The organism is Stenotrophomonas sp. NPDC077421, from assembly GCF_049545505.1.
Classification (GTDB): Bacteria; Pseudomonadota; Gammaproteobacteria; order Xanthomonadales; family Xanthomonadaceae; genus Stenotrophomonas; species Stenotrophomonas nematodicola.
Genome location: NZ_JBMWDP010000024.1, coordinates 53640 through 72296, shown reverse-complemented (window position 1 = coordinate 72296; position 18657 = coordinate 53640). Strand labels below are relative to the sequence as shown.

The following is an 18657-nucleotide window of genomic DNA, read 5'->3' as shown; positions in this document are numbered from 1 at the left end:
AGTACAGCAATGTATTGAGCTAACTGATACTAATGATCCGTGTGGCTTGACCATATAACCTCAAGTTGCCTTGGCCGACATGACATGTCGATAGACCCAAGTGCACGCTACGTCACAAGAACTATGAGAGGCAGGCGCCTATATCCGTTGTTTTGGATGGCGACGCTCCAACCGTCTCCCTGGTGAAATTAGCGCTGTGGAACCACCCGATCCCATCCCGAACTCGGAAGTGAAACGCAGCTGCGCCGATGGTAGTGTGGCCTAAGCCATGCGAGAGTAGGTCATCGCCAGGGTTTACACCCCGAAAACCCCGCTGCTCATGCAGCGGGGTTTTCCTTTAATTGCAGGCCCTTGATTTTCAACGGGTCAGCTTCTCGGAAGAGACTTCTGCCGAGCTGGCGCAATGCGCTGCTCCAACCGTCTCCCTGGTGAAATTAGCGCTGTGGAACCACCCGATCCCATCCCGAACTCGGAAGTGAAACGCAGCTGCGCCGATGGTAGTGTGGCCTAAGCCATGCGAGAGTAGGTCATCGCCAGGGTTTACACCCCAAAAACCCCGCTGCTTACGCAGCGGGGTTTTTTCTTTATGCGTTGCCTGCGCGCGGTGATGCATCGCTCCCCTACGGTGGACATCGACCGGACGCCGCCGGTCCACATCCGAACGCGGCGTCCCCGGATCGCCGCCCATGCGCTGTCCCCCGGGTAGCAACCGACTGACGGTCGGGTGACGGTGCGCAACGGCGGTCGCTGCGCGCGGTAGTGCGCCGTACCGACCCGCGGTCGGCACCTGGCGGCCATCGAAGGGGACGATCAATGCTCGGCACCTCCCGCGCGCACGTTCCCGCGCTCCACCCCGGCCATGAAAAAACGGCGCCTCTCGGCGCCGTTTCTGTTCACTCCCTGCGCGTCAGCTCACTTGGCTGCGGGCGGCGGGGTCTTGCCCTTCATCATGGTGTCGCGGGCTGCCTTGAACGGGTTGCCCTCGTACCAGTTCGGCCACCGATCGCCGCCGGCCAGCTCCTTGCCGACGCCGTACAGCAGCTGCAGGTCCTCGACCGTGCCGTCCAGCTTCCAGGTGGCGGCGTCGTACTCGTCCTTCGGACCGTGGTAGCGGTTGCGCCCGTAGTCTTCAGCGGCCTTGCGGCCCGCGTCGATTCCACCCTCGCGCAGATCTTCGCCGCCGTCGGCGTACAGGGCCGGCACGCCGGCCTTGGCGAAGTTGAAGTGGTCCGAACGGAAGTAGAAGCCGCTCTGCACCGCCGTCTCGCCATGCAGGGTACGGCCCTGGTTGGCGGCCAGCGGCTTGAGGATGTCCTCCAGCTCGGAGCTGCCGAAACCGGTCACGGTCATGTCCTTGGCGCGGCCAGCCACCGACATCGCATCGATGTTGATCACGCCCGCGATCTTGTCGAGCGGGAAGGTCGGGTGATTGACGAAGTACTTCGAACCCAGCAGGCCCGATTCCTCCAGCGTGACCGCCAGGAACACCACCGAGCGTTCCGGCGCAGGTTGCTGGTGGACCATCGCATCGGCGATCTCGAGGATGCCGGCTACCCCGGTGGCATTGTCAATGGCGCCGTTGTAGATGTTGTCGCCCTGCTCGCCCTCGTGCTTGCCCAGGTGATCCCAGTGCGCCATGTACAGCACCGCTTCGTCAGCGCGCTTGCTGCCCGGCAGAACGCCGACCACGTTGCGCGACTTCTTCTCGGCGATGGTGCTCTTCAGGTCGAAGGACACCTTCGCCTTCAGCGGGACCGGCTTGAAACCGCGCTTGCTGGCGTCCTTGTACGCTTTGTCCAGGTCCAACCCGGCCTCGGCGAACAGCTGGCGCGCCGCATCGGCGCTCAGCCAACCCTGTGCGGGCAGGCGCGCTTCCGGATCGTCCTTGGCCGGCAGGTCGTACTGCGGACCCGCCCAGGAGTTCTTGACCACGTCCCAGCCGTACGAGGCGCCGGCAGTATCGTGCACGATCAGCGCCGCGGCGGCGCCCTTGCGCGCGGCTTCCTCGAACTTGTAGGTCCAGCGGCCGTAGTACGTCATCCGCTTGCCGTCGAACAACGTGCTGTCATCGACATGGAAGCCGGGGTCGTTGACGAACATGACCACCGTCTTGCCCTTCCAGTCCTGGCCCGCGTAGTCGTTCCACTTCTGCTCCGGCGCGTCCACGCCGTAGCCGACGAACACCAGGTCGCTGGACGACACCTTGACCTCCGGCTGGCCGGTACGGGTACCGATCACCATGTCGGTACCGAACGTCAGTGTGCGCGTCTTGCCGTCCTGCTCGAGCGTGAGCACGGTGGATTCGTCGGCGGTGGTCTCGGTCATCGCCACGTCCTGGAACCAGCTGTCGCCATTGCCGGGCTGCAGGCCGATGCGCTGCATCTGGTCGCGGATGTACTCGACCGTGCGGTCCTCACCGACGCTACCCGGCGCGCGGCCCTCGAAGTCGTCCGAGGCGAGTGTCTTGACCAGCTCGGCGAAGTCACCGACGTTGATGTCGGGCGAGAAGGCATGGCCGGCCGCGGGGGCCGGCGCGGCCGCCGGGGCGGGCGCGGGAGCGGTCTGCTCGCCCTTGCACGCCGACAGAGCGGCGGCAGCGGCGAGGCACAACAGAAGTTTGCGGGGCATCGTCGGTTCCTGGATCAAAAGAGGCCGGCGCCAGCAGCGCGCCGGTGGGACACCATATCAATCCTGCGGCGCGGTGTCGGTGTCGAAGGCCTGCGCCACCGCACCACTGATGGCGCCGGTACGTGCGCTGCGATGGATGTACAGCGTGACATCGCGGTCGAACTGCAGGTTGCCGCCGACCACGGCGTTGGGACCGATGATCACGCGCGGCTTGCGGCCCGGCGTCAGTGACAGGTTGAAGCTGGCCTTCTTGACGCGGATGCCGCCGCCGACCTGCGAGCCGACGCCAACGGTGATGTCGCCGTTGACCGTCTCGATGCCTCCTCCCAGCCGGGTCTCGACCAGTCCGATGCTGCCGTTGACGGTATCCACACCGCCCTCGATCTGGCTGCCGCGGTCGGCGAAGATGCTGCCGTTGACGGTTTCGACGTCGCCGTTGGCCACCACCTCGCGTCCGATCTGGATGCTGCCGTTGACCGTGGAGATGCTGCCGGTATGCGCACGCTCGGCGATGCGGATGCCGCCGTTGACGGTCTCGATGTCGCCGGTGACGGCGCCCTCCTCGACGCGGATGCCGCCATTGACGGTATCCAGGTCGCCGTAGGTCTGGCCGGACCGGGCGGTGATGCTGCCGTTGACCTTGCTGATGTCGTCCTGGGCAAGCACGGGACCCGACACCATCAGGGCCAAGAGCAATGGGAACGAAACAGATTTCATGGGAGCCTCGGTTGTCTGGCGCGCGGCTGGCAGGCCGCCTGCTGCAATGTCACCATGCGTCGCTACAATCTGCATCTGCCTGAAGTCACTGGAAAGCCCTTGCGCCACAACGCCTTTTCCTCACGCCGGGATAACAAACCCACGACGGGGCGCGTCGTTTCGCGCCGCCTGGGCGTGATGCTGCAGGGGCTGTTGCTGGTCACCGCGCTGATGCTGGCCGGCCAGGGCGCAGTGGCGCAGACGCCCAAGGAAACCGAGCGCAAGCTGCAGAAGCTGCGCAGCGAGCTCAAGGGCGTGGCGCAGGAGCGGCGCACCCTGGAGAGCCAGCGTGGCCAGGCATCGCGGCAACTGCGCGAAGCCGATGAGAAAGTCGCCCGCACCGGCCGCGTTCTGGCCCAGACCGAGACCGCCCTGCAGCGCGAAACCCGCGCGATGGAGGAACTGCAACGCAGGCGCAGCCAGCTGCAGGCCGGCATGGCCCGGCAACGCGAGGAGCTGGCATCGCTGCTGCGTGCCGCGTACCGCGTGGGCAACAACGCCCCGCTCAAGCTGCTGCTGTCGCAGGACCGCGTGGCCGATGCCAACCGCACGCTGGCCTACCATCGCTACCTGCAGCGCGAGCGCGCGCAGCGCATCCAGGCACTGACCCGCGACCTGGCCGACCTGCAGACGCTGGAAACGCAGATCGTCGAGCGTCGGCAGGCGTTGGAGGGCGCGCGCCAGCAGCAGAAGCAGCAGGCCGCAGCGCTGGAAGGCGACCGTCGCGCGCGTGCCGCCACCGTGGCCACGCTGGACGAGCGTTTCAAGGATCGCAGCGAGCGGGAGAAGGCGCTGGGCCAGGATGCCAAGGCACTGGAAACGCTGCTGGCCAACCTGCGTGCGGCGGCGGCACGCGCCGAAGCCGAGCGGCGCGCGGCTGCCCGTCGTGCCGCAGCGGAAAAGGCGGCCGCCGAGAAAGCCGAGAAGGCGGCCGCGGCGAGCGGGACGCGTGCCCCTCCACGTGCGGTAAAGGTTCCGCCCGTGGTGGCCTCGGCACCGGCACCGAAAGTGGGCGGGTTGGGCTGGCCGCTGTCGGGAAATCTGCTGGCCCGTTATGGTGGCAAGCTGCCCGACGGTCGCACCAGCAGCGGTGTCCTGATCGGCGCGCCCGCCGGCAGCACCATCACCGCCGTGGCTGATGGCACGGTGGTGTTCTCGGACTGGATGACCGGCTACGGCATGATCCTGATCGTGGACCACGGCAACGGCTACATGAGCCTGTACGCCCACAACGACACCCTGCTGCGCGATGCCGGCGCGGCGGTGAAGAAGGGCGATGCGGTGGCCAAGGTCGGCAACTCCGGCGGACAGGGCGTGACGGCGCTGTACTTCGAGCTGCGTCGCAACGGCCAGCCCGTGGACCCCGGTTCCTGGCTGCAGCGCCGCTGAGTCCACGCGGGGGGCGATGAATCGCGCCCCCCTCGTAACGCGCACCGGTACCGGGCGGTTCAACGGGAATTTATCCGGCCTTCGCGCATAATCGGGACACGCACCCCGGTGTGTGTGTTCCCGTCCCCCGCTTACCCTGGAGTGCTTCATGCGCGTAGCCCGTTCCGCCACCTTGTTGCTGGCCCTGTTGCCGGCCATGTCCTGGGCGCAGCAGACCGGCGGTGCGCCGACCCGCGGCAGCGATGCGGCAACCAGTGAAGAGGCGGTCACTTCGCGCGTGCCGCTCGAGGAAATCCGGCGCTACGTGGCGGTGTACAACGCGGTGCGCGCCGCCTATGTGGACCCGGTGGACGACAAGAAGCTGATGCAGTCCGCGATCCGAGGCCTGCTGCTGGACCTGGACCCGCACAGCACCTACTTCGACAAGGAAGATGCCGAGGCCTTCGATGAGCAGGCCAACGGTGCCTACGAGGGCATCGGCGTGGAGCTGCAGCAACAGCCGGACAACAGCAGCCTGAAGGTGATCTCGCCGATCGACGACACCCCGGCCGCGCGTGCAGGCATCCTGGCTGGCGATCTGATCATCGCCATCGACGGCAAGCCGATCAGCGCGATCGAGGCCACCGAACCCCTGCGCGGCGCAGCCGGCAGCAAGGTGGTGCTGACCCTGGTGCGCGAAGGCCGTCCCAAACCGTTCGATGTGACCGTCACCCGCGAAACCATCCGCGTCACCAGCGTGCGCAGCCGGATGCTGGAGCCCGGCTACGGCTACATCCGCCTGAGCACCTTCCAGGCCGACACCGGTGCCGATTTCCAGAAGCATGTCGCGCAGTTGCAGCAGCAGGCCGGCGGCAAGCTCAAGGGCCTGGTGCTGGACCTGCGCAGCAACCCGGGCGGGCTGCTCACCGCTGCGGTCCAGGTGGCCGACGACCTGCTCGACAAGGGCAATATTGTCAGCACCCGTGGCCGCATCTCGATCAGTGACGCACGCTTCGACGCGACGCCGGGCGATCTGCTCAAAGGCGCGCCGGTGGTAGTGCTGGCCGATGCCGGTTCGGCCAGCGCATCGGAAGTGCTGGCCGGCGCGCTGCGCGACAACGGCCGTGCGCGCGTGGTCGGCAGCCGCACCTTCGGCAAGGGCTCGGTGCAGACGGTGCTGCCGCTGGACAACGGTGATTCGGTCAAGCTCACCACCGCGCGCTACTTCACGCCCAGCGGCAAGTCGATCCAGGCCACCGGCATCGTGCCGGACGTGGTGCTGCTGCCCGACAGGCGCGACGGCGACGACGCGCTGCCGGCGAGCCTGACCGACTACAGCGAAGCGACCCTGCCGGGTCATCTGCGCGGCGATGAGGAAGGCGGCGACGGCTACAAGGCCGGCGACGTACTGCCCGGCGACGGCCCGATCAACGATGCACTGGCCGAATTGAAGCAGCCGGGTTCGGTGGCGGCCAAGCAGAAGGCCGAGGCGGCGAAGAAGCCGGCACCGACGCCGGAGGCGAAGCCTGCGGCCAAGCCCGAAGCCAAGCCTGAAGCCAAGCCCGCAGAAATGCCGACCAAGCCCTGATCGATCGTACGCCGGCCGTCGTAGAGCCGAGCGCAGCGCGGCGATGATCGGCACCGCGGCAGCCGGGCGGAACCGGCGCTGCGCTGCACGGAGATGGAAGCCGCCGGGTCTAGAAGCCGTGCCGCTTGCGCAGGCGCCGCGCGATCGCCGCGCGCACGTACACGCCGTAGGCCAGCCCGAAGGCGAAGCCGGCAATGTGCGCCCACCAGGCGACCATGCCGAAGGTCGGGCCGATATAGGCGAACACCACCTGCAGCGCCGCCCATACACCGATCAGGAGGTAGGCCGGCGCGCGCACGAACTCCAGGAACAGGCCGAGCGGGATCACCACGCCCAGCCGCGCGCCCGGGAACAGCGCCAGGTAGGCACCGATGAGTGCCGACACCGCGCCGCTGGCACCGATGATGATCTGGTCCGGGCTGCCCATCGTGTAGATCGCGGTCAGGTTGGAGATCGCCCCGCCGACCAGGAACAGCAGGATCAGCCGCCACGGCCCCAGCACGCGTTCGGCCGGCAGCCCGAAGATCAGCAGGAACACCAGGTTGCCGAGCAGGTGCGACCAGTCCGCATGCAGGAACAGGGCGGTGAACAGCCGCAGCACACTGCCGTCCTGCAGAGTGGCCCACCAGTCCTGCGGGTGGGTCAGCCCGGTGGACAGGGCGCCCCAATCCAGCCAGAGGCTGCGCCGGGCGTCGTCCGGCCGGGAGATCGACCACAGGAACGCCAGCCACAGGGCCGCGAACAGCAGCGGGGTGGCCCAGCGCAACGCGGACTTCTTGCGGGAGGGAATCGACACGAACATGGGTGGCGCTAGCCTAGCGCGGGGGCGGCCCGGGTGGGGGAATGTCGCGTTCAGCCTGAATGGCCGGGAGGGCGACGGCCGTTATTGTTTCATTAACCGGTCTGGGTATACTCGCATACGGCGTCGTATGTCGGGAGGGGAATCCGGCGCGTCGTCCCAACCCGGAAGGGAAGGGGCTACGCAGGCGCGCGTTGCCAAACATCACCGCAATTCCGGAGAGAACCAACAATGCATACCGCTTCCACGCTTGCCCGTGTCACCGCCCTGGCCGTCGGCATTGCCGGTGCCCTGGCCGCTGGCCACGTCAACGCCGCCGCCTTCCAGCTGAAGGAAAACAGCGCCAAGGGCCTCGGCCGTTCGTTCGCCGGCTCCGGCAGCGCCGCGGGCGACGCCTCCATCATGGCCGTCAACCCGGCCGGCATGCGCCAGCTGGAAGGCATGCAGGTCCAGGGTGACCTGAGCGCCATCAGCTTCTCGGCCAAGTTCCACGGCACCGGCCGCAAGCCGACCGGCCAGGCCCAGACCGGCGGTGACGGCGGCGACGCCGGCATGATCGCTCCGGTTCCGGCGGCTTACTTCCACATGCCGATCGGTGAAAAGGCCCACTTCGGTGTGTCGCTGACCGCACCGTTCGGCTTCAAGACCGAATACGACAATGGCTGGGTCGGCCGTTACAGCGGCCTCAAGACCGACCTGAAGGCGATCGACCTGGGCTTTGCCGCCTCGTACGACGTCAATCCGTACGTGTCGTTCGGCGCGTCGGTGTTCGTTGAACACCTGACCATCGAACTGAGCAACAACATCGACTTCGGCACCGCGCTGGCGCAGTCGCGCGTGCCGGGCTTCACCCCGGGCAGCGCCGACGGCAAGCTGACCGTGGAAGGCGACAACAATGCGGTGGGTTGGACCGTGGGCGGTCTGTTCAGCCCGGATGAGAACACCCACATCGGCATCAGCTACCGTTCCAAGGTCGAGCACAAGATCACCGGCGGCGATGCAACCTTCGTGGTGCCGCCGAACGTGGCGACCGTACTGAACGCCGTGCAGCCGGGCCGCTTCGTGAGCACCTCGGGCAAGGCCACCGTGACCCTGCCGGCCTCGGCCACCCTGAGCGTCACCCACAACGTCAATGACAAGTGGACCGTGATGGGCGACGTGACCCGCACCGCGTGGTCGACCGCCTTCGACCAGGTCACCATCGACTACGCGTCGGCGCAGCCCGATTCGGTGCTGGAATTCGGCTACCGCGACACGACCTTCGTCTCGCTGGGTACCGATTACAAGCTGAGTGACACCGTCACCCTGCGCGGCGGTATCGCGCTGGACCAGACCCCGACCACCAACGCACACCGCGACGTGCGCGTGCCCGACACCAGCCGCAAGTGGCTCTCGCTGGGCGTGGGCTGGACGCCGTCGGAAAACGTCGAATACAACTTCGGCTACCTGCACCTGTTCACCAAGGATCCGGACGTGATCATCGCCGGCACCACCAACAACCAGGGCAACTCGCTCACCGGCAAGTACAAGGTGCGCGGCGATGTGCTGGCGGCGTCGGTGAACTACAAGTTCTGATCGACGCGCAAGCGGACATCACACGCTGGACGAAAGGCCCCGCTCGCGCGGGGCCTTTCTGTTTCCGGCATCCGGGCCGCGCTCAGCGCAGCTGGCGCGGCGTTGCGTTGAGACGCTGGCGCAGCAGCCGCCGCAGCGCGGTGGGATCGCCATAGCCCACCTGCTCGGCCACCGCCTCCACCGAATAACGGCTGTTCTCCAGCAGCGCCCGCGCCCGGTTCAACTGCACGCTGCGGATCAGGTGCAGCGGGCCGTGCCCGGTGGCACGGGTGACCTGTCGCGACAGTGTGCGCGTGGACATGCCCATGTGGTGGGCCAGATCGCCGACCGTCACCGCAGTGGGCAGGTGCGCTTCCACATGCGCGGTCAGGGCGGCGATCAACGCATTGCCCTGCGCCATCATCGCCGGGACCATGAACGGCGACTGCAGCTGGCGTCGGTCCAGCAGCAGCGCACGTGCCACTGCCCCGGCCAATGCGGGGCCGAAGCGTTGGCGCAGCAGGTGCAGCATCAGGTCGCTGTGGCCGAGCGCCGCACCGGCGGTGGTCACCGGCCCGTCGTCGATCACCATGTGGTCCGCATCGACCTGGCAGGCCGGCTCCAGCCGCTGCAATGCCGCGGCCAGCCACCAGGTGGTGGTGACGCGGCGCTGGGCGAGCAGCCCGGCCGCCTGCAGCAGGAATACCGACGCGCACGAGGCGGCCAGGCGACCGCCTGCGGCAGCGTGCGCACGCAGGGCACGCAGCACCCGCGGCACGTCGGCGCCGGCCAGCCGCGCGGCGATCGCCTGCGGATCGTCCACCCCCAGGCCCGGCACGATCCAGCACGCGTTTCCATCAGGCGCACGCGGCAGTGGGTGCGCACGCAGTTGCAGGTGTTCGCCGAGCCGCACCGGCCCGCGGGTGGCGCTGCAGATCTGCCAGCGGGGTGCCGGCACGCCCAGTCGTAGGGCCAGCGTGGCGGCGGTGGAGAGCATGTCCACGGTCAGCGCCACACTGGACGCGAAGGCGCCGGGGAGCACGATGACGGTGAAATCCTGCATTGGCCGATTCCGCACGAAAGATGTCGAATCCGTCGATGGTGTCCGCCGCCGCGCGCAGATTCAATGAAGACCTCTTTTTCGTGGTGCTCCTCATGCCGGATATCACCCTGCGCCAGCCCGCCACCGCCGTTGATGCCGCCCGCTGTGCGCGGCGGCTGCCGGCCGTCCATGCCGCTGCCGTACGCGCCTGCGGACGGGGCAACGAGCCGCGTCGGAGGATTGCCTCGACGGTGATCGAGGACGTCGCCGATGGTCATTGGGCGGGGAACGGGCTGGTCTGGCAATGCGACGACGTCGTGCGTGCGGCCGGGTACGCGCCTCTGCAGCCCGCGCCGTGCGTGGGAGGTGTGCGATGACCCTCTCCACGTGGTCCGGCGCCTGCCACTGCGGTGCGGTGCGGTTCGCCTTCCAGGCGCCATCGCTGCGCGCCTTCGCGTGCAATTGCTCGCTCTGCCATCAGCGGGGGGCGATCTGGATGGGCTGCGCGGATGCGCGCTTCCAACTGATCGAGGGCGACAGCCGGCTGTCCACCTATACGTTCGGCACGCATACCGCCACGCATTATTTCTGCCACTGCTGCGGGGCGGCGCCGTTCAGTCATCCGCGGCTCGCGCCCACGGAGTGGGTGATCAACCTGCGCTGCGTAGACGGCGTGGATCTGGCGACGCTTGAGGTCCACCGTTTCGACGGGCAGCACTGGGAGGACGCCGCGCGCGCCTGGCGGCAGGCGCAGGCGGCGGGCTCAGCACTGCCCTGATCGACCGGCCGCGTAGCGCAGCCCCTGCCGCACCTGCGCCTCGAAGGCCGGCAGGCGGTACACCGCAGCGTCGTGCCCCAAGCCGGTGTACCAGCTGCGACCGCCGTCGAAGGCATGGCACCAGGTGATCGGGTGGTCGTTGCCCATGCGGCCACCGTCGTACAGGCGTTCATCGACCGTGGCGACCACCTGCACACGGCCACGCGGGGTGTCGCGATAGTTGTACAGCTCGTCGTGCACGGTCCACGCCGCACCGCGCGCGCGACCATCGCGTTCGGGCTGTACGCGGCTGGTCTGCAGGCCGGGCGGATGGGAGTGGAAGTACGCGCCCACCAGATGCCCGTACCACGGCCAGTCGTACTCGGTGTCGGCGGCAGCATGCAGGCCGACGAAGCCGTTTCCCGCACGGATGAAGCCTTCCAGGGCAGCCTGCTGCGGGTCATCGAGCACATCGCCGGTGGTGCTGGCAAACACCACCACGCGGTAGCGCGCCAGATTGGCAGGTGTGAAGTCGGCGGCACTTTCGCTGTGGTCGACCTGCATGCCTTCGGTGGCGGCGATGCGTTGCAGCATGGCCACGGCGGCAGGGATGGAATCGTGGCGGTACTCCGCCGTACGGGTGAAAACCAGTGCGCGCTCCGGTGGCGGCACCGCCTGTGCGGCAGGCGCGGGCATCAGGGCCAGCAGAAGCGAGAGAAACGGGACGGGCAGGCGCATGGCCGGATTCTGCCACGGCTTTGGCCCGGTGTACGGCGCACGCGGTGCAGAGCTGCAGGACGCAGCGCGTACAATCGCGCACCCACCCGCGCACCGCGTGGGTCAATGACGTCTGACAAGGATCTGTACATGTCGCCTTTCGCGCTTCGTTCCGCCCTCGCCCTGGGCCTGGCCGCACTGTCGGCCCCTGCACTGGCTGGCGACTTCGCCAGCTGCTTCACTCTCACGCCCGGCCTGTCGTGGTCCAACGGCGATGAAACGCTGACCATCGAGAAGGCCGTGTTCGCCGGTCAGGATGCGATCCGGGTCAACAGCGCCGGCGGTGGCGTCGGTACCGCCAGCTACTACGATGCCAGCGGCCGCCAGTTCCTTGGCCAGGAGCGTTTCGGCATCTCCGCCTGGGGCGGCGACGCGTCCAAGCCGGTGATGACCGATATCTTCAAGCCTGCGCCGACCTTCCCGGCCAGCGCCAAACCGGGCGACCGCTTTGAACTTGCCGGCAAGGGCCAGCGCACCCATCACGTCGAGGAAACGGTCGAGCCGCTCGACTACGACGGGTTCTCCGACTACACCTTCGTCGGCTTCGAGGATGTGGAGGCGGAGGTGGGCTTCCAGCCGCGCACCTTCAAGGACACCTGCCATGTCACGGCAACCTTCGAAGACAATCGCATCGAAGCGTGGTACGCCGCCGGCTTCGGCCGCATCAAGTTCGAACGCTACGTCGGCAACGAGCTGCTGATGCGCGACGAAATCGAATCGATCGACGCCGAGTGACAGACAAAAAACCCCGCTTTCGCGGGGTTTTTCGTTCACTGCGTGACGCGGGAGATCAATCGCCCAAGGTCAGCAGCGAGGCATTGCCGCCGGCCGCCGTAGTGTTCACGGTGACGGTCTTCTCGGTGGCGAAGCGGAGCAGATAGTGCGGACCGCCGGCCTTGGGGCCGGTGCCGGACAGGCCCTGACCGCCGAACGGCTGCACGCCCACCACCGCACCGATCTGGTTGCGGTTGACGTACACATTGCCCACGTTGACACGCGAGGCAATGCGATCGACGGTCTCGTCGATGCGCGAATGCACGCCCAGGGTCAGACCGTAGCCGGTGGCGTTGATCTGGTCGATCACCGCATCGAGCTGGTCGCCCTTCCAGCGGATCACGTGCAGCACCGGCCCGAAGATTTCCTTGTGCAGCTGGTCGAGGTTCTTCAGTTCGTACGCACGCGGCGCAAAGAAGGTGCCATGCGCGGCGTCATCGCTGAGCGTGGCCGCGGCAATCAGGCGGGCGTCCTTCTCCATGCGCACGGCATGCTCCTGCAGGATCTGCAGCGCGTCGGCATCGATCACCGGGCCGACATCGGTGGACAGCAGGCCCGGGTTGCCGACCTTCAGTTCGGCCATCGCACCGGCCAGCATGGTCATCACCTTGTCGGCGATGTCGTCCTGCACGAACAGCACGCGCGCAGCCGAGCAGCGCTGGCCGGCAGAGGTGAACGCCGAGCCGATGGCATCTTTGACCAGCTGTTCCGGCAGTGCCGAGGAGTCGGCGATGAAAGCGTTCTGGCCACCGGTCTCGGCGATCAGCACGCCAATGGCGGCGTCGCGCGCGGCCATCGCACGGTTGATTGCACGGGCCGTATCGGTGGAACCGGTGAAGGCCACGCCGGCCACGCGCGGATCGGCGGTGAGGGCAGCACCGACGGTGGCACCGTCGCCCGGCAGGAACTGCAGCGCGCCCTCGGGAACCCCGGCGTCAAGCAGCAGCTTCACCGCGTAGTAGCCGATCAGGTTGGTCTGTTCGGCGGGCTTGGCGATCACGCTGTTGCCGGCCGCCAGCGCGGCGCTGACCTGGCCCAGGAAGATCGCCAGCGGGAAGTTCCACGGGCTGATGCAGACGAACACGCCGCGGCCATGCAACTGCAGCTCGTTGGATTCACCGGTGGGGCTGGGCAGCTTCTCGGCATGGCCGAACTGCTCGCGTGCCTGCTTGGCGTAATAGCGCAGGAAGTCCACCGCCTCGCGCACTTCGGCGATGCCGTCGGGCAGGCTCTTGCCGGCTTCCTTCACGCACAGCGCCATGAATTCCGGCAGGCGCGTTTCCAGCTGGTCGGCGGCGTGCTCCAGGATCGCCGCGCGGCTGGCAGCCGGGGTGCGGTTCCACTGCGGCTGCGCGGCCACGGCGTTGGCCAGCGCCTTCTCCACGGTGGCGCTGTCGGCCGGCTGCCACGTTCCGACGACCTCGCGGGTGTCGGCCGGGTTGACCACATTCAACAGCGCGCCGGTCGGCTGCGCACCCGGCACCAGCGGTGCGGCCTGCCACGGCTTCACGGCCGCGTTGAGCTGCGCGGCCAGTGCACGCAGATCGTTGTCGTTGGCGAGATTGACGCCCATGGAGTTCTTCCTGTCATGGTTCTGGCTGCGCAGCAGATCGACCGGCAGCGGGATTTTCGGATGCGGGATGGACGCGAACGAGGACACCGCGTCGACCGGATCGCGGATCAGGTCGTCGATGGCCACGCTGTCGTCGGTGATGCGGTTGACGAAGCTGGAGTTGGCACCGTTCTCGAGCAGACGCCGCACCAGGTAGGGCAGCAGGTCTTCGTGCGAACCGACCGGTGCATACACGCGGCATGGCACGTTCAGGCGGTCGGCCGGTACCACTTCGGCGTACAGGTCATCGCCCATGCCATGCAGCTTCTGGTGCTCGTACTGGCCGCCCTTGGCGATCGCCTTCACCGCCGCGATGGTGTGCGCGTTGTGCGTGGCGAACATCGGGTAGATCGCGTCGGCATGCGTGAACAGACGCTGCGCGCATGCCAGGTAGGACACGTCGGTGTTCTGCTTGCGGGTGAACACCGGGTAGGCCGGCAGGCCATCGATCTGCGCGCGCTTGATCTCCGCATCCCAGTACGCGCCCTTGACCAGGCGCACCTGCAGGCGACGACCGATGCGACGGGCCAGATCGGCCAGGTAATCGATCGTGTACGGGGTACGCTTCTGGTACGCCTGCACCACCACGCCGAAGCCTTCCCAACCGGTCAGCGAGGCATCGCTCACCACCGATTCGATGATGTCCAGCGACAGCTCCAGGCGGTCGGTTTCCTCGGCATCCACGGTGCAGCCGATGCCGTAGGACCTGGCCAGCTGCGCCAGTTCCAGCACGCCCGGCACCAGGTCAGCCATCACCCGTGCACGCTTGGCGTGCTCGTAGCGCGGGTACAGCGCCGACAGCTTGATCGAGATGCCCGGCGCGGCATTGACGTCGCCGTCCGGACGGCCACCACGGGCCTTGTGATCGCCGCCGATGGAGTGGATCGCGCGACGGTAGTCTTCCAGGTAGCGTTTGGCGTCCTTCATGGTCAGCGCGCCTTCGCCGAGCATGTCGAACGAATAGCGGTAGCTGGCGTTGTCGCCCTTGTGCGAGCGCGACAGCGCTTCGTCGATGGTGCGGCCCATGACGAACTGGTGGCCCATGATCTTCATTGCCTGGCGGACGGCCAGGCGGATCACCGGCTCACCGACACGGCCGATCAGGCGCGCGAACGCGCCCGGCACGTCGGCGCGGGTGGCGTCGTTGATCTGCACCAGGCGGCCGGTCAGCATCAGTCCCCAGGTGGAGGCATTGACCAGCACCGAATCGCTGCCGCCCATGTGCTTTTTCCAGTCGGCATCGCCGAGCTTGTCGCGGATCAGCTTGTCGGCGGTGGTCTGGTCCGGAATGCGCAGCAGCGCCTCGGCCACGCACATCAGCAGCACGCCTTCCTCGCTGCCCAGGTCGTACTGGCGCATGAAGGCTTCGATCGCGCCCTGGTCCCTGGCGCGCACGCGAACGCGCGCGACCAGGTCGGCGGCGGTGGCCTGCACCTGCGCCTGTTCGTTGGCCGGCAGGCGCGCCTGCTCCAGCAGTTCGCGCACGTGGCTGGCTTCGTCCTTCATCCAGGCATCGGTGATGGCCTGGCGGAACGGGTTGGGAACCGCCGGCAGCTCGGGCGAGAGCAGGGGCGGGCGGGCGCCGGACGAGGCCGGTGCAGGGGGAAGCGCGGAAGGTGCGGTCATGCCGATCGGCTCGTGGAGAACTTGACCATTTTAATCGTTTTTCGGTCGATTCAACCGCTTTCCGGGTGCTGCGCCGTGCGCGCCATAGCCTTTCATACAGCGGGATTCCCCCGATCCGGCGAGGGTCTGCAAAACTGTGCCGGTTTCGTCAAAACGGCCGCCGGGTCAATGCTGTATTGCACCATTCCTGAAACTGTGAATGGACCCTTGCGGCTCGCTGGAAAGCAGGGCTACCATCGGGACGTTTCCCGCGGCAGGAAAAAACGCGGTTGCGACATGATCGAGGTGCTGTCAGCTCCGGACGGATCAGGAACGCAACTGCGGCTGCGTCCCCCACGGGCGCTCGATGCCCGGCAGTTCGTCCTGTTGTTTGCCGTGTTGGCGGGTGCGATGGGGGTGGTGGCCGGCCTGGGCTGGTTCGCCGGCAACGTGTTCGCTCCCCTCTTCGCGCTGCTGTACAGCCTGTTGCTGGCAGTGGCACTGCGTGCGTTGTGGCGCAGTGGAGAGCGGCAGGAAGAGATACGGGTAGTGCCAGGGTGCGTGGAGGTCATCCCCGTACCCGGGCAGTTGCCGGTGTTCAGTGCCCACCCGTACTGGGTGACGCTGGTCGCCGACGATGAGGCGGTCCGACTGGTGTCCAGCGGTCGGCAGGTGGCGGTGGGATGTTTCCTCGCACCGGTCGAACGCCAGGCACTGGCTCAGAAACTAGAAGGCTTGCTCGCGGCCAGCGATGGCTGCAACCGACGACGCTAAGGGTCTAGGCAATGAAGCAATGCAGAAAGTGGGGCAGGACGTTCGGAACATCAGGCGTGTGCGGGGCGGCGCTGCTGGCGCCGGCGATGGCGTTGGCCCAGGCGGCCGACCCCAAACCGTGGCAGTTGAACATGGGCAAGGGGGTGACCCAGAGCTCGCGGTTGGCGTGGGAATCCAACCTGTTCTCGCTGTGGGTCTGTACCGTGATCGGGGTGCTGGTCTTTGGCGCGATGTTCTACGCCATCTTCAAGTTCCGTAAGTCCAAGGGCGCGGTCGCTGCCCAGTTCAGCCACAACACCAGGGCCGAGGTCATCTGGACGGTGATCCCGGTGATCATCCTGGTGGTGATGGCGTGGCCGGCCACGGCCAATCTGATCAAGTTCTACGACACACGGGATGCGGAGATGACCGTCAAGGTCACCGGCTACCAGTGGATGTGGAAGTACGAGTACCTCGGCGAGGAGGTGGCCTTCACCAGCCGCCTGGACCGCGAGTCCGACCGCATGCGGCAGAGCGGCAAGGTGCCCACCCGCGAGTCGCACCCGCACTATCTGCTGGATGTGGACAACCGGCTGGTGCTGCCGGTGGATACCAAGGTCCGCTTCGTCATCACCTCCGACGACGTGATCCACGCGTGGTGGGTGCCGGCACTGGGCTGGAAGCAGGACGCCATTCCCGGCTTCATCAACGAAGCCTGGACCAACATCGAAACCCCCGGCGTCTATCGCGGCCAGTGCGCCGAGCTGTGCGGCAAGGACCACGGCTTCATGCCGATCGTGGTCGAAGCGGTGTCCAAGGAGGACTTCCAGAAATGGCTGGCCTCGCGCAGGCCAGCACCGGCCCCGGCAGCGGAAACGCCGGCTGCGGCACCGGCTGACGCCGCACCGGCCCCGGCCGCCGAACCCACGGCACCGGCAGCACCGGCCGCAGCAGACAGCAACGCCTGAAATCGAGCCGCGTCCGCCAGCCGGCGGGCGGGGGTACCACCGGATCCAGTGAGGTGTAGTTGCGATGGCGCATTCCGCAGTTGACCACGACGGGCACCACGGGCATCAGCAGAGCTTCTTCGAGCGTTGGTTCTTCTCGACCAACCACAAGGACATCGGCACGCTCTACCTGCTCTTCAGCTTCATCATGTTCATCATCGGCGCGGCGATGAGCGTGATCATCCGTGCCGAGCTGATGCAGCCCGGCCTGCAGTTCGTCAGACCGGAGACCTTCAACCAGCTCACCACGGTGCATGCGCTGGTGATGATCTTCGGCGGCGTGATGCCGGCGTTCGTCGGCCTGGCCAACTGGATGATCCCATTGCAGATCGGCGCGCCGGACATGGCGCTGCCGCGCATGAACAACTGGTCATTCTGGCTGCTGCCGGTGGCCTTCAGCCTGCTGCTGCTGACCTTCCTGCTGCCGGGCGGTGCCCCGGCCGGTGGCTGGACCCTGTACCCGCCGCTGTCGCTGCAGGGCGGCTACAACGTCGCCTTCACCGTGTTCGCCATCCACGTGGCCGGCATCAGTTCGATCATGGGCGCGATCAACATCATCGCCACCGTGCTGAACATGCGTGCCCCGGGCATCGACCTGCTGAAGATGCCGATCTTCTGCTGGTCCTGGCTGATCACCGCCTTCCTGCTGATCGCGGTGATGCCGGTGCTGGCCGGCGCGGTGACCATGCTGCTGACCGACAAGTTCTTCGGCACCAGCTTCTTCAACGCGGCCGGCGGCGGCGACCCGGTGATGTTCCAGCACATCTTCTGGTTCTTCGGGCACCCGGAGGTGTACATCATGATCCTGCCGGCCTTCGGCGTGGTCAGCGAGATCATTCCCACCTTCAGTCGCAAGCCGCTGTTCGGCTACCAGGCGATGGTGTACGCGGTGGCCGCCATCGCCTTCCTGTCGTTCATCGTCTGGGCCCACCACATGTTCACCGTGGGCATGCCACTGGGCGGCGAGATCTACTTCATGTTCGCCACCATGCTGATCTCGATCCCCACCGGGGTGAAGGTGTTCAACTGGGTCAGCACCATGTGGCGCGGCTCGCTCACCTTCGAAGCGCCGATGCTGTGGGCGGTGGCCTTCGTGATCCTGTTCACCATCGGTGGCTTCTCCGGCCTGATGCTGGCGATCGTGGTGGCCGACTTCCAGTATCACGACACCTATTTCGTGGTGGCGCACTTCCACTACGTGCTGGTCACCGGCGCGGTGTTCGCGCTGATCGGCGCGGTGTACTACTGGTGGCCGAAGTGGACCGGGCGCATGTACAACGAAACGTGGGCCAAGATCCACTTCTGGTGGACGATCGTGTTCGTCAACCTGCTGTTCTTCCCGCAGCACTTCCTCGGGCTGGCCGGCATGCCACGCCGCATCCCGGATTACAGCGTGGCCTTCGCCGACTGGAACCTGATCAGCTCGATCGGTGCGTTCGGCATGTTCGCCACGCCGTTCATGATGGCCGCCATCCTGATCGTCTCGCTGCGTAACGGCGAGAAGGCGGCAGACCGCTCCTGGGAAGGCGCACGGGGGCTGGAGTGGACGATTCCCTCACCGGCACCGGCGCACACCTTCACCGTGCCGCCGGTCATCCGCCCGGGCGATCTGGCCCACGACGACATCACCCACTGAG

General features: G+C 67.0%; 15 protein-coding genes and 2 rRNA genes. 11 read left to right on the top strand and 6 right to left on the bottom strand.

Annotated features, from left to right (window positions below; all coding sequences use genetic code 11):
- The first annotated feature begins 178 nt into the window (after positions 1-178).
- A 5S ribosomal RNA gene (rrf, locus tag ACPEH1_RS13710) occupies positions 179-293 on the top strand.
- Positions 294-424: 131 nt separating this feature from the next.
- Positions 425-539: ribosomal RNA gene (gene rrf, locus ACPEH1_RS13705) — 5S ribosomal RNA — on the top strand.
- A gap of 373 nt (positions 540-912) precedes the next feature.
- Here the strand turns inward: rrf (ACPEH1_RS13705) and ACPEH1_RS13700 are convergent.
- Positions 913-2628: a M28 family metallopeptidase gene (locus ACPEH1_RS13700; protein WP_026070489.1), complete on the bottom strand. Its 1716-nt coding sequence runs from the start codon at positions 2626-2628 to the stop codon at positions 913-915.
- Positions 2629-2685: 57 nt separating this feature from the next.
- Positions 2686-3345, bottom strand: a complete 660-nt coding sequence (locus ACPEH1_RS13695; RefSeq protein ID WP_423715930.1) for a hypothetical protein — start codon at positions 3343-3345, stop codon at positions 2686-2688.
- Between the two features lie 177 nt (positions 3346-3522).
- On the opposite strand from ACPEH1_RS13695, the gene ACPEH1_RS13690 reads away from it, so the two are divergent.
- Both ACPEH1_RS13690 and ACPEH1_RS13685 read left to right on the top strand, forming a co-directional pair.
- A complete protein-coding gene (locus ACPEH1_RS13690) occupies positions 3523-4773 on the top strand; it encodes a murein hydrolase activator EnvC family protein (RefSeq protein ID WP_287256404.1) in 1251 nt (416 codons plus the stop codon).
- Between the two features lie 148 nt (positions 4774-4921).
- Positions 4922-6340: a S41 family peptidase gene (locus ACPEH1_RS13685; protein ID WP_136007103.1), complete on the top strand. Its 1419-nt coding sequence runs from the start codon at positions 4922-4924 to the stop codon at positions 6338-6340.
- A gap of 109 nt (positions 6341-6449) precedes the next feature.
- Here ACPEH1_RS13685 and ACPEH1_RS13680 read toward each other — a convergent pair whose 3' ends face one another.
- Entirely contained in the window at positions 6450-7142 is a 693-nt protein-coding gene (locus ACPEH1_RS13680; protein ID WP_136007104.1) for a rhomboid family intramembrane serine protease, read from the bottom strand.
- Positions 7143-7370: 228 nt separating this feature from the next.
- Here ACPEH1_RS13680 and ACPEH1_RS13675 point away from each other — a divergent pair, with 228 nt between their 5' ends.
- Positions 7371-8714 carry an outer membrane protein transport protein gene (locus ACPEH1_RS13675; RefSeq protein ID WP_017354380.1) on the top strand — a complete coding sequence of 448 codons (1344 nt, stop codon included), beginning with the start codon at positions 7371-7373 and terminating at the stop codon, positions 8712-8714.
- Positions 8715-8796: 82 nt separating this feature from the next.
- On the opposite strand, the gene ACPEH1_RS13670 is transcribed toward ACPEH1_RS13675, so the two are convergent.
- Positions 8797-9756, bottom strand: coding sequence for a GlxA family transcriptional regulator (locus ACPEH1_RS13670; protein WP_423715929.1), 960 nt, complete (start codon positions 9754-9756; stop codon positions 8797-8799).
- 20 nt (positions 9757-9776) lie between these two features.
- Between ACPEH1_RS13670 and ACPEH1_RS13665 the strand changes: the two genes are divergently transcribed.
- Both ACPEH1_RS13665 and ACPEH1_RS13660 read left to right on the top strand, forming a co-directional pair.
- Positions 9777-10112, top strand: coding sequence for a hypothetical protein (locus tag ACPEH1_RS13665; RefSeq protein ID WP_423715928.1), 336 nt, complete (start codon positions 9777-9779; stop codon positions 10110-10112).
- A complete protein-coding gene (locus tag ACPEH1_RS13660; RefSeq protein ID WP_136007108.1) occupies positions 10109-10513 on the top strand; it encodes a GFA family protein in 405 nt (134 codons plus the stop codon). The genes ACPEH1_RS13665 and ACPEH1_RS13660 overlap by 4 nt, the downstream gene beginning before the upstream one ends.
- On the opposite strand, the gene ACPEH1_RS13655 is transcribed toward ACPEH1_RS13660, so the two are convergent.
- Entirely contained in the window at positions 10499-11230 is a 732-nt protein-coding gene (locus ACPEH1_RS13655) for a ThuA domain-containing protein (RefSeq protein ID WP_423715927.1), read from the bottom strand. The two genes, ACPEH1_RS13660 and ACPEH1_RS13655, sit on opposite strands and share 15 nt — an antisense overlap.
- A gap of 129 nt (positions 11231-11359) precedes the next feature.
- Between ACPEH1_RS13655 and ACPEH1_RS13650 the strand changes: the two genes are divergently transcribed.
- Complete coding sequence (locus tag ACPEH1_RS13650) at positions 11360-12004, top strand: hypothetical protein (RefSeq protein ID WP_037591433.1); 645 nt, start codon at positions 11360-11362, stop codon at positions 12002-12004.
- 55 nt (positions 12005-12059) lie between these two features.
- Here ACPEH1_RS13650 and putA read toward each other — a convergent pair whose 3' ends face one another.
- Complete coding sequence (gene putA, locus ACPEH1_RS13645) at positions 12060-15281, bottom strand: bifunctional proline dehydrogenase/L-glutamate gamma-semialdehyde dehydrogenase PutA (RefSeq protein ID WP_017356555.1); 3222 nt, start codon at positions 15279-15281, stop codon at positions 12060-12062.
- Positions 15282-15557: 276 nt separating this feature from the next.
- On the opposite strand from putA, the gene ACPEH1_RS13640 reads away from it, so the two are divergent.
- From ACPEH1_RS13640 to ctaD, 3 genes are all read left to right on the top strand, one after another.
- Positions 15558-16034: a DUF2244 domain-containing protein gene (locus ACPEH1_RS13640; RefSeq protein ID WP_017356556.1), complete on the top strand. Its 477-nt coding sequence runs from the start codon at positions 15558-15560 to the stop codon at positions 16032-16034.
- A gap of 11 nt (positions 16035-16045) precedes the next feature.
- Positions 16046-16981, top strand: a complete 936-nt coding sequence (gene coxB / locus ACPEH1_RS13635; protein ID WP_026070842.1) for a cytochrome c oxidase subunit II — start codon at positions 16046-16048, stop codon at positions 16979-16981.
- 64 nt (positions 16982-17045) lie between these two features.
- On the top strand, positions 17046-18656 hold the full coding sequence (ctaD, locus tag ACPEH1_RS13630) for a cytochrome c oxidase subunit I (protein WP_017356558.1): 1611 nt from the start codon (positions 17046-17048) through the stop codon (positions 18654-18656).
- Position 18657 lies beyond the last annotated feature (1 nt).